Source organism: Massilia sp. LC238, from assembly GCF_000735635.1.
GTDB lineage: Bacteria > Pseudomonadota > Gammaproteobacteria > Burkholderiales > Burkholderiaceae_D > Telluria > Telluria varians.
Window position 1 is genome coordinate 25,870 of sequence record NZ_JNNN01000020.1, and the last position, 10,127, is coordinate 35,996.

Here is a 10,127-nt window from a genome sequence, read left to right on the forward strand (position 1 = left end):
ACAAAATGCATAAGGTGATCCGGATGAAAAAACTTCACATGCTGTTTGCGCTGTTCCTCGGCCTCGTCGGCCACGCCGCGTGGGCCGCGCCGATCGGCTGGTACGAGTACCAGGCGACCTGGCGCGATGGGACCTTCCAGGGCCGCTTCCATTACGACAGCGCGTCCCCGGCGCGCATCACGGCGGTCGAGGGCCTGCTGTCCACGTCGGTCCAGGCCACGGCCATCGACCAAGTCTACTACCTCGACTACGACCAGCCCGCCGCCTGGAACTTCCTCGCCAATACCAACCCGGCCGACCCGGGCGGCCATGACGCGGGCTTCTACCTCACGCTGCTCGACCTCGGCGCCTCCTTGACCATCGACCTGTCCGGCCAGAACGGACTGTATGACTGGAGCAGATTCGAGGAAGCCTACATCGACGACTCGCCCCTGCTGTCCTTCACGCTGCGGGAAGCGAAGGCCGTGCCGGAGCCGGGCAGCGCCATGTTGCTGCTGGGCGGGATGGCGGGCCTGGCCGCGCTGCGCCGCAGGAAGGGCAAGGGGGATTGATGTCGCGCCGCCCGCTGTCGGTCGCCGCCGGCATCCTGCTGGCGCTCCAGCTGTCCTGGAGCGCCCCGGCCGGCGCCGCCGCGCCCTCCGTGGTGCAGGTGGCGCAGGCGGCCTATCCCGAACTGCCCCTGAAAGTGAGCCTCGACCGTCCGGACTGGACCTACCGCGCGGGCGAGCACGCGATCTTCCGGATCAGTATCGACAAGAAGCCCTATCCGCGCGAGGGCATCCGGATCAGGTATCGCCTGGGACCCGACATGCTGGAGGGGCCGGAGCGCAGCGCGGTGGTGCCGGAGGACGGTCTGTTGCTGGCGGCGCCGGGCGGGGACAAGCCGGGTTTTGTCCGCTGCATCGTCAGCGCCAGCATCGAAGGCAAGGCGCTCGAAGCGGCGGCGACGGCGGCCTTCAGCCCGCTGGAGCTGCGCCCGGTGCAGGCGGAACCCGAGGATTTCGACGCCTTCTGGGCGGCGCAGAAGCGCGAGCTGGCCAAGGTCGAGCCGGCGTTCCGGCTGCTGCCGGCGCCGGCGCTGTCCACGCCGGAAGTCGAGGTGTCCTACCTCAGCTTCCAGAACGTGGGGCCGGGCCCGCGCACCACCCGCATGTACGGCGTGCTCTCGGTGCCGCGCGGGGAGGGACCGTTCCCGGCGGTGCTGCAGGTGCCGGGCGCCGGCGTGCGCGGCTACAAGGGCACGCCGGAGCTGGCGGCGAAGGGCTTCATCACGCTGCAGCTCGGGATCCACGGCATCCCCGTGGACCTGCCGGCGGAACTGTACGAGCAGCTCAACGTCGGCGCCCTGGCCGGCTACAACCGCTTCAACCTGGACGACCGCCACGCTTACTACTACCGCCGGGTCTACCTGGGGACGCTGCGCGCCCTCGACTACCTGGTGCAGCACCCGAAGTGGAACGGCAGGCAGCTCGCCACCCAGGGCGGCAGCCAGGGCGGCCAGCTGGCGATCATGGCCAGCGCCCTGCATCCGCGCGTGTCGCTGACGATCGCGTCCTACCCGGCCTACAGCGACGTCACCGGCTACCTGCACGAGCGCGCCGGCGGCTGGCCCGGGCTGTTCCGCAAGGACGACGAAGGCCGAAGGCAGGACCAGCCGGTCGAGCCGAAGGCCGCCACCTCGGCCTACTACGACACCGCGAACTTCGCCAGACGCCTGCGCACCCCGGTGCTGTACTACGCCGGCTACAACGATACCGTCACGCCGCCGACGTCGACCTTCGCGGTGTACAACGTGATTCCGACCGCCCGCACCCTGGTGGTCGAGCCGGACCAGGTGCACCTGACGTCGCAGGCGCACCGCGACACGATCGAGCGCTGGCTGCTCGAGCACGCGGCGGGCAAGCGCTGATGGCGGTCTTTGCGTTCACCTTGCGAATCGATCAAGTCCGTGATTACTTCGCGACCGCCGGAGGATCGGCTGCCCGTCCTTCGTCTTTATGGATGACGGCCCCGTGCGGCCTGCCGCACGGCCGTCGACTCCATGGGCTTCTTTCGCTTGGAAGATGCTCTTACGCACGGTCCGTCGCGGCCGTGCTTTTTTTTGTCCAGCAGGATCATTCATGAGCAAGTCCTTGGTACACAAGCCCTCCCTCCTTGCCGGCGCCATCGGCGTTCTGGTGGCCTCGCTGTCCTGCGCGGCCGCCGCCCAGGATCCGGTCGTGTTCGACCGCATCGCCGACGTCGCTGCGCGCGTGGCGTCTCCGCCGCCGGACGCCAGGCCGCTGGTGCGCTGGTGGTGGTTCGGCCCCGCCGTGGTGCCGGCCCAGCTGGAACGCGAGATCGCGGCCATGAAGGCCGGCGGCTTCGGCGGCTTCGAGATCCAGCCGGTCTACCCGATGGAACTCGACGATGCGGCGCGCGGCATCAGGAACCTGCCCTATTTGTCGACGGAGTTCCTGGACGCCGTCTCCTTCGCCAACCGCCAGGGACGCGCGCAGGGGCTGCGCGTGGACATCACGCTCGGTTCGGGCTGGCCCTTCGGCGGGCCGCACGTCAAGGTCCAGCACGCCGCCGCGCGCCTGCGCATGGCCAGCATCGAGGTGCCGGCCGGGAGCGGGAGCTTCGCGCTGCCGGCGGTGATGAACGGCGAGCGCTTGCTGGCCACCTTCGTCGCCCCCGGCAATGCCAAGCAGTACGAGGCCGGCAAGCTGCAGCGGATCCAGGCGAGTGCGGACGCCGGCGGCCGCGCCGCCATCGCGCCGGGCGCTGGCGACCGGGTGGTGCTGGGCTATATCGCCACCCGCACCGGGCAGCAGGTCAAGCGTCCGGCACTGAATGCCGAAGGCTTCGTGCTCGACCACCTGAACCGCGAGGCGGTCGAGCACCACCTGAAAACCGTGGCCGAACCGCTGTTGCAGGCCTTCGGCGAGCAGCCGCCCTATGCGGTGTTCTCGGACAGCCTCGAGGTCTACGGCAGCGACTGGACCGCCGACTTCGCCGAGGAATTCCGCAAGCGCCGCGGCTACGACATTCTGCCGCACCTGCCGGCGATCTTTCATGGCCAGGGCGAGCAGGCGGGCTCGCTCAAGCGCGACTGGGCGCTGACCCAGACCGAACTGGTGAACGAGCGCTACCTCACCCCGATGAATGACTGGGCAAGGGCCCGCAAGACCCTGTTCCGCTCGCAGACGTATGGCTATCCGGCGGTCTCGATGTCGAGCAACCGCCTGGTGGCGCTGCCGGAAGGCGAGGGGCCGGAGCACCGCGCCTTCTCCTTCACCCGCCTGGCGACGTCCGCCGGCCACCTGTACGGCCGCCCGGTGATCTCGGCCGAGACCTGGACCTGGCTGAATTCGCCCGCTTTCTCGGCCACGCCGCTCGACATGAAGGCCGAGGCCGACCGCATGCTGCTCGAAGGCGTGAACCTGTTCGTCGGCCACGGCTGGCCCTACACGCCGCCCGGGACCCGCGCGCCCGGCTACGCCTTCTACGCGGCGGCCGTGTTCAACGACCACAACCCCTGGTGGAACGTGATGCCGGACGTGAATGGCTACCTGACCCGCATGAGCTGGCTGATGCGCCAGGGGCAGCCCGCCAATCAGGTCGCGGTGTTCCTGCCGAACGACGACGTGTACGCCCGTTCCGTGCCGGGCAAGGTGTCGCTGTCCGACGGGATGAAGCACTATGTGACGCCCGAGCTCACCGAACAGATCCTGGACGCCGGCCACAACCTGGACTACGTCGATGCCGAATCCATCCTCGCGCTCGGCCTGAAGCACCCGGTGCTGGTGATGCCGCGCGTGCGCCGGCTGGCGCCCGAGGTGCTGGACAAGCTGGCCGCCTACGTGCGCGGCGGCGGCAAGATCATCGCCGTGGGCGGCACGCCGTCGATGGCGCCGGGCTACCTCGATGCGGCGCGGATCTCCGCGCAGGTTGCGGCAGCTTCTCAGGCCCTGTTCGCATCCGGTCCGAACGTGCAGGTGGTGGCCGACGATACGGCGCTGGGCGCCGCGCTGGACAAGGCGCTGGCGCCAGATTTCAAGGTGGCCTCGAACGCCGCCGAGGTCGGCTTCGTGCGCCGCAAGCTGGTCGATGCCGATATCTACTTCGTCGCCAATACCGGCAATACGGCGGTGGACACCACGGCCACGCCGGGCGTGCGGCGCGCGCATGCGGCCTGGCTGGATCCGCACAGTGGCAGGTTGACGCGCGTCCCCGCCGGCGGCCCGCTGCCGCTGGCGCTGGCCCCCTACGAATCGCGCGTGCTGGTGCTGTCCGATACGCCGCTGGCCGCCGCCGAGGCCCCGCGCCCGGGCCCGGCAAGCGTGCTGGCCGACCTCGGACGCGACTGGCAGGTCGCCTTCCCCGGCAGCGCGGCCAAGCGGCCGATGCCGCAGCTGCGCTCGTGGACGGACGAAGAGGCGACCCGCTACTTCTCAGGCGTGGCGACCTACAGCAAGACCGTCAGGCTGGACGCCGCCCAGCTTGCGGGCCAGCGTGTGCTGCTGGATTTCGGCCCGGGCACGGCGCTGGCGAGCACGCCCAAGGTGCCGGCCGGGATGCGCGCCATGCTGGACAGCCCGGTGCGCGAGGCGGCCGAGGTCTGGGTCAACGGCAAGCGCGCCGGCGCGGTCTGGCATCCGCCGTATCGCGTCGACGTGACGCAGTACCTGGCCCCGGGCAGCAATCGCATCGAGGTCAAGGTGGCGAACCTGGCCCTGAACGCGCTGGCGGGGCAGGCACTGCCGGATTACCGTCTGCTGTCGGCGCGCTACGGCCAGCGTTTCGTTCCCCAGGATACGCAATTGATCGCGCCGCGCCCGGCAGGCATCCTCGGGCCGCCCAAGCTGGTCGGGGAAAAGACCCTGTAGAACGGTAACGCCGTTCAGTTAGCCAGACTTGTAGGGTGGGCAGGTTCCCTGCCCACGCGGTGATGGTTGCGAAATGAACAGTCGCACGGGCTGCAGTACCGTGATTTGACCGCGTGGGCGGGAGACCCGCCCACCCTACGGATGAGCGGCGGCTCATGGCTGGAGTACGTATTGCCCGGGCGCAGGCCCCAGCCCGGGGCCGCCCGCCGGCGCGGCGATCCGGGGCCCGGCGTGTTCGGCCAGCCAGGCCTCCCAGGCCGGCCACCAGCTGCCCTGCTGCACCGGCGTGTCGTGCTGCCAGCGCTCCGGATCGACGTAGGGCGCATCGGCCGCCCGTGTGGTGAGCTGGTAGCAGCGCCCCGGCCCGCCGGGCGGCGCCACCACGCCGGCGTTGTGGCCGCCGCTGGTCAGGAGGAAGGTCACCTCGGTATCGGTCAGGAGCCCGATCTTGTACACCGAGCGCCAGGGGGCGACGTGGTCGGTGCGGGTGCCGAGCGCGAACAGCGGCGCGTCGATGTCGGTGAGCGCGATCGGCTCGCCGTCGACCAGGTAGCGCGCGCTGGCCAGGTCGTTCTTCAGGAACAGGCGGCGCAGGTACTCGGTGTGCATCCGGTAGGGCATGCGGGTGGCGTCGGCGTTCCAGGACATCAGGTCGGTCTGCTGGTCCGGCAGGTCGAGCAGGTAGTGGCGCAGCCGCCGCGACCACACCAGGTCGTTCGAGCGCAGCAGCTGGAAGGCGCCGGCCATCTGGCGCGTCTCGAGGTAGCCCTGGCTCCACATGGACGCTTCCAGGAAGCTGATCTCGCTCTCGTCGACGAACAGCGACAGCTCGCCCGGTTCGGTGAAATCGACCTGGCCGGCGAGCAGGGCCAGGCTGGCCAGGCGCCGGTCGCGCTCGCGCGCCGTCGCGGCAGCGGCGATCGCCAGCAGCGTGCCGCCCAGGCAGTAGCCGCAGGCATTGACCCTGGGTGCGCCGGTGTCGCGCACGATGGCGTCGAGGGCTGCGTTGACGCCGAGCCGGCGGTAGTCGTCCAGGCCCAGGTCGCGGTCCGCGCCCGATGGATTCTTCCACGAGATCATGTAGACCGTGTGCCCATGCTCGACCAGGTAGCGCACCAGGGAATTGTGGGGCGACAGGTCGAGGATGTCGTACTTCATGATCCAGGCCGGCACCACCAGCAAGGGCGTCGCATGCACCTGCGGCGTGGCCGGGTCGTAGCGCAGCAGTTCCATCAGGCGGTTGCGCAGGACCACCTTGCCGGGCGTGAGCGCCACGTCCTGCCCCGGGCGACAATGCGGCGCCGGGGTATCGCCCAGGACCGTGCGCCAGGCGTCCCCCAGGGCGCGCCAGCTGCCGGCGACCAGGTTCATGCCGCCCCGCTCGAAGCTGACGCGCTGCACCACCGGATTGGTCAGGACGTAGTTCGAGGGCGCGACGCCGTCGAGCAGCTGGCGCGCGACGAAGGTGGCGACGTCGGCGTGGTGGCGCGACATGCCGCGCACGCTGCGGGTGGCGCGGTGCCACCACTGCTGCTGCAGCAGGAAGCCCTGGCTCAGCACGTTCCAGGGCCAGCGCTGCCAGTCGGGATCGGCGAAGCGCTTGTCCTGCGCCAGCGGCTCCACCGGTCCGGCCACGTCGGCCAGGGCGGCGCCGGCCGCGTAGCGCAGCCAGCGCATGCTCGATGACATGGCCTGGAACGCGAGTTCGGCCTGCTTGTTCGCCGAGAAGGCCAGGTGGGTGCACCAGTCGAACCAGGCCACGGCCAGCGCCGCCGGCGAGACCTGGCCGGTGAAGCGGCCGAGCCAGGCCTGCAGCGCCAGGTCGATGCCGGCGTGGTCGGGCTCGACCTCGGGATAGCGGTGGCGCGTGCCTTGCCAGTCGCTGGCGTCGCGCTCGTGCACGCCGCCGGGTGGGAAGCCGGGCTGGTTCATGGGGGCAGTGCGTGCGTCTTCAGTGCGCGAACAGGACCGGCAGCGGTGCGCGGTCGAGCAGCAGGCGGGTCACGCCGCCCAGCACGATCTCGCGGTAGCGGCTGTGGCCGAAGGCGCCGGTCACCAGCAGGCCGGCGCCGCAGGCCCCCGCGACGCCGAGCAGGGCCTCGCCCACGGGGACCCCGGTGCGCTCCACCAGCACCTCGACGCGCACCCCGTGGCGCGCCAGGTAGAGCGCCATGTCGGCGCCAGGTTCCTCGCCGTGCAGCCCGGATTCGAGGTCCGGGTTGACCAGCGCCAGGCGCACCGTGCCGGCGCGCGCCAGGAGCGGCATGGCGGCGCCGATGGCGCGGATCGCCTGGGCGCTGCCGTCCCAGCCGACCACCACGCTGTCGGCGATCGGCGCGCCGGCGTAGGAGGGCGGCACGGTCAGCACCGGGCGCACGCCGTGCATGGCCAGGTACTGCGGCAGGCCGCGCACGGTGGCGGCGTCGCCCGCGTCCTGGCCGGTCACGACCAGGTCGGCATAGCGCGCCTGCAGCAGCAGGGCGTCCCGGTTCTCGTCCTCGACCAGGCGTTCCTCGATCGAGCCCACGCCCAGCTGGCGGGCGCGCTCGGCGAAGCGCTGCAGGCTTGCCCGCGCCGTGCTGCGCAGGGAGTCGAATTCGGCGACCGGCGACACCGCCATCGAGCCGGTGAGCATGGCGTAGGCGGGCCAGGACATGCCGGTGGCGGCGCAGCCCACCAGGTGCGCCTCGTGGCTGTTGGCGAGCCAGGCGGCGGCGCGCAGGCGGGCGTCCAGCAGCGGGCTTTCGTCGACATGGACAATGATGGTCTTGTACACGGCAGCACCTCCTACGAATACGTCGCGGCAGCGAGGACTCTACGCCGAGTGGACGGCTGTGTCAGACGTGCGCCTGATGCAGATCAAATTCTTGTCGAATTTCCCTGCGCTCATGCGCCGCGGTAGCGGATGGCGTCGATGACCAGGCCCAGCGCACGCGAGGAATGGCGCCGGCTGGGGTAGAAGGCGTGCAGCCCGGGAAAGCTCGGGCACCAGTCTTCCATGACGCTCATCAAGCGGCCGGCCCGGACGTGGTCGGCGACCATGTCCTCGGGCAGGAAGGCCAGGCCGTTGCCGCTCAGCGCCGCATCCAGGTGGTGGCTGACATCGTTGAAGACGGCCTGGCCGCGCACGCGCGCCTCGATGTCCTCGCCCTTGTGGCGCAGTTCCCAGGCGTAGATGCCGCCGCTGCTGGACAGGCGCAGCGTGATGCAGTTGTGCTTCATGAGGTCGGCAACCGAGGCGGGCAGCGGGCGCCGCTCGAAGTAGGCGGGCGCGCCGACGATGCGCATCGGGACGTCGCTGGTGAGGCGCACGGCGATCATGTCCTTGTCGACCTGGTCGCCGTGGCGCACGCCGATGTCGAAGCGCTCCGCGGCGATGTCGACGATGCGGTAGTCGGCGCTGAACTCGACGTGCAGGTCGGGGTATTGCGGCAGCAGCGGGGCGATGCGCGGCCACAGGACCTGTTCGACCACGTGGTCGACGGCGGTGATGCGGATGGTGCCCACCGGCTTGCCGCCGAGGTCGCTGATGTCGGCGATCTCGGCCTCGATCTCTTCCAGCCTGGGGGCGACGTTCTGGATCAGGCGCTCGCCGGCCTCGGTGGGCGAGACGCTGCGCGTGGTGCGCTAGAGCAGGCGCACGCCCAGGCGCTGTTCGAGCGAGCGCACGATGTGGCTGAGCGCCGACTGGGTCATGCCCAGCCTGGCCGCGGCGCGGGTGAAGCTGCGTTCGCGCGCGACGGCGAGGAACACGAGGATGTCGTTGATGTTGTCGCGAGCCATCGATAGGGGCAGGTGTGGGAATTATGCAAATTTTCTCACGAATCGGGTGGGTTATTCATGACGTGCATTCATAAGCCCATGCAATTTCCAATACGTTTTTTGCTACCGCCAGCCGCTACCATGCTCCCTTTGCAAGAACATGGAAGGATCCAGCATGACTGTCAACGCATACGGCGCCCACGCGGGCGACCAGCCCCTCGGACCGATCGCCATCACGCGCCGGGCGCCCGGCGCCCACGACGTCGAGATCGACATCGCCTTCTGCGGCGTCTGCCATTCGGACCTGCACCAGGTGCGCGGCGAATGGGCCGGCACGGTCTACCCCTGCGTGCCGGGCCACGAGATCGTCGGGCGGGTGGCCGCCGTCGGCGCCCACGTAGGATGCTTCGCGGTGGGCGACCTGGTCGGCGTCGGCTGCATGGTCGACAGCTGCCGCAGCTGCCCCGACTGCGACGCGGGCCTGGAAAACTACTGCGACGGCATGGTCGGCACCTACAATTCGCCGACCCCGGACGCGCCCGGCCATACGCTGGGCGGCTATTCCGAGCGCATCGTCGTGAACGAGCGCTACGTCCTGCGCGTGCGCCACGATCCCTCCCAGCTGGCGGCGGTCGCGCCGCTGCTGTGCGCGGGCATCACCACCTGGTCGCCGCTGCGCCACTGGCAGGCCGGCCCCGGCAAGCGGGTGGGCATCGTCGGCATCGGCGGCCTGGGCCACATGGGCATCAAGCTGGCGCGTGCGCTGGGCGCCCACGTGGTGGCCTTCACCACCTCGGAATCGAAGCGCCGGGATGCCGAGGCGCTGGGCGCGCACGAGGTCGTGGTCTCCCGCGATCCTGACGCCATGGCGGCGCAAGGGAGGCGCCTCGACCTGATCGTGAATACCGTGGCGGCCCCGCACGACCTCGACGCCTATCTGTCCCTGCTGAAGCGCGACGGCACCATGGTGCTGGTCGGCGCGCCATCCTCGCCGCACCCCTCGCCCCAGGTCTTCAACCTGATCATGAAGCGCCGCGCGCTGGCCGGCTCGATGATCGGCGGGATCCCGGAAACCCAGGAGATGCTGGACTTCTGCGCCGAACACGGCATCGTCGCCGACATCGAGATGATTCGAGCAAGCGAGATCAACGCCGCCTACGAACGCATGCTGGAAGGCAAGGTCAAGTACCGCTTCGTGATCGACAGCGCCACCCTCAAGGCTTGAGGGAAAGCGCTGCTGCGGGCTTCCATGGCAGACTAGGGTTTTGCCGCACTGGATTCCGCATGAACGAACACATCCTGCTAGCAAAAACGTGCACAAAAGTGTGCAGCGTTCTCTTCCTGCCCCGAACCGTCTTGTTGACCGTGCTCGTGCCTGGCAGGCGTGACTTTCCCGCCTCCCGCCGGCACCTGGCCGGCGGCAGTGCCCGGCGTCGCCGCCGGACTCGCCACGGGTAGCGCCGTTGCCGCCGCGAGGGCGCCGGTGGCGAGGTG

Annotated in this window: 6 protein-coding genes and 1 pseudogene; 4 read left to right on the forward strand and 3 right to left on the reverse strand. The window is 70.0% G+C overall.

Annotated features, from left to right (window positions below; translation table 11 throughout):
• Positions 1-23: 23 nt before the first annotated feature.
• The 3 genes from FG94_RS04605 (at position 24) to FG94_RS04615 (ending at position 4,871) form a co-directional block, all read left to right on the forward strand.
• Complete coding sequence (locus tag FG94_RS04605) at positions 24-551, forward strand: PEP-CTERM sorting domain-containing protein (protein ID WP_161783937.1); 528 nt, start codon at positions 24-26, stop codon at positions 549-551.
• Complete coding sequence (locus tag FG94_RS04610) at positions 551-1,909, forward strand: acetylxylan esterase (protein ID WP_036207710.1); 1,359 nt, start codon at positions 551-553, stop codon at positions 1,907-1,909. The genes FG94_RS04605 and FG94_RS04610 overlap by 1 nt, the downstream gene beginning before the upstream one ends.
• A 211-nt stretch (positions 1,910-2,120) precedes the next feature.
• Positions 2,121-4,871: a glycosyl hydrolase gene (locus tag FG94_RS04615; protein WP_152570839.1), complete on the forward strand. Its 2,751-nt coding sequence runs from the start codon at positions 2,121-2,123 to the stop codon at positions 4,869-4,871.
• Between the two features lie 153 nt (positions 4,872-5,024).
• Here FG94_RS04615 and FG94_RS04620 read toward each other — a convergent pair whose 3' ends face one another.
• From FG94_RS04620 to FG94_RS04630, 3 genes and pseudogenes are all read right to left on the reverse strand, one after another.
• Positions 5,025-6,803 carry an alpha/beta hydrolase gene (locus FG94_RS04620; protein WP_036207713.1) on the reverse strand — a complete coding sequence of 593 codons (1,779 nt, stop codon included), beginning with the start codon at positions 6,801-6,803 and terminating at the stop codon, positions 5,025-5,027.
• A 19-nt stretch (positions 6,804-6,822) separates the two neighbouring features.
• Positions 6,823-7,647, reverse strand: a complete 825-nt coding sequence (locus tag FG94_RS04625; RefSeq protein ID WP_036207716.1) for a universal stress protein — start codon at positions 7,645-7,647, stop codon at positions 6,823-6,825.
• A gap of 110 nt (positions 7,648-7,757) precedes the next feature.
• A pseudogene (locus tag FG94_RS04630) lies at positions 7,758-8,654 on the reverse strand (LysR family transcriptional regulator).
• 154 nt (positions 8,655-8,808) lie between these two features.
• Between FG94_RS04630 and FG94_RS04635 the strand changes: the two are divergent.
• Positions 8,809-9,858, forward strand: a complete 1,050-nt coding sequence (locus FG94_RS04635; RefSeq protein ID WP_036207744.1) for an NAD(P)-dependent alcohol dehydrogenase — start codon at positions 8,809-8,811, stop codon at positions 9,856-9,858.
• The last annotated feature ends 269 nt before the right edge of the window (positions 9,859-10,127 follow it).

What these genes read in the sequence shown, in the direction of transcription:
- FG94_RS04605 (WP_161783937.1), top strand. Translation starts at nt 24, where the DNA reads ATGAAAAAACTTCACATGCTGTTTGCGCTGTTCCTCGGCCTCGTCGGC.
- FG94_RS04610 (WP_036207710.1), top strand. Translation starts at nt 551, where the DNA reads ATGTCGCGCCGCCCGCTGTCGGTCGCCGCCGGCATCCTGCTGGCGCTC.
- FG94_RS04615 (WP_152570839.1), top strand. Translation starts at nt 2,121, where the DNA reads ATGAGCAAGTCCTTGGTACACAAGCCCTCCCTCCTTGCCGGCGCCATC.
- FG94_RS04620 (WP_036207713.1), bottom strand. Translation starts at nt 6,803, where the DNA reads ATGAACCAGCCCGGCTTCCCACCCGGCGGCGTGCACGAGCGCGACGCC.
- FG94_RS04635 (WP_036207744.1), top strand. Translation starts at nt 8,809, where the DNA reads ATGACTGTCAACGCATACGGCGCCCACGCGGGCGACCAGCCCCTCGGA.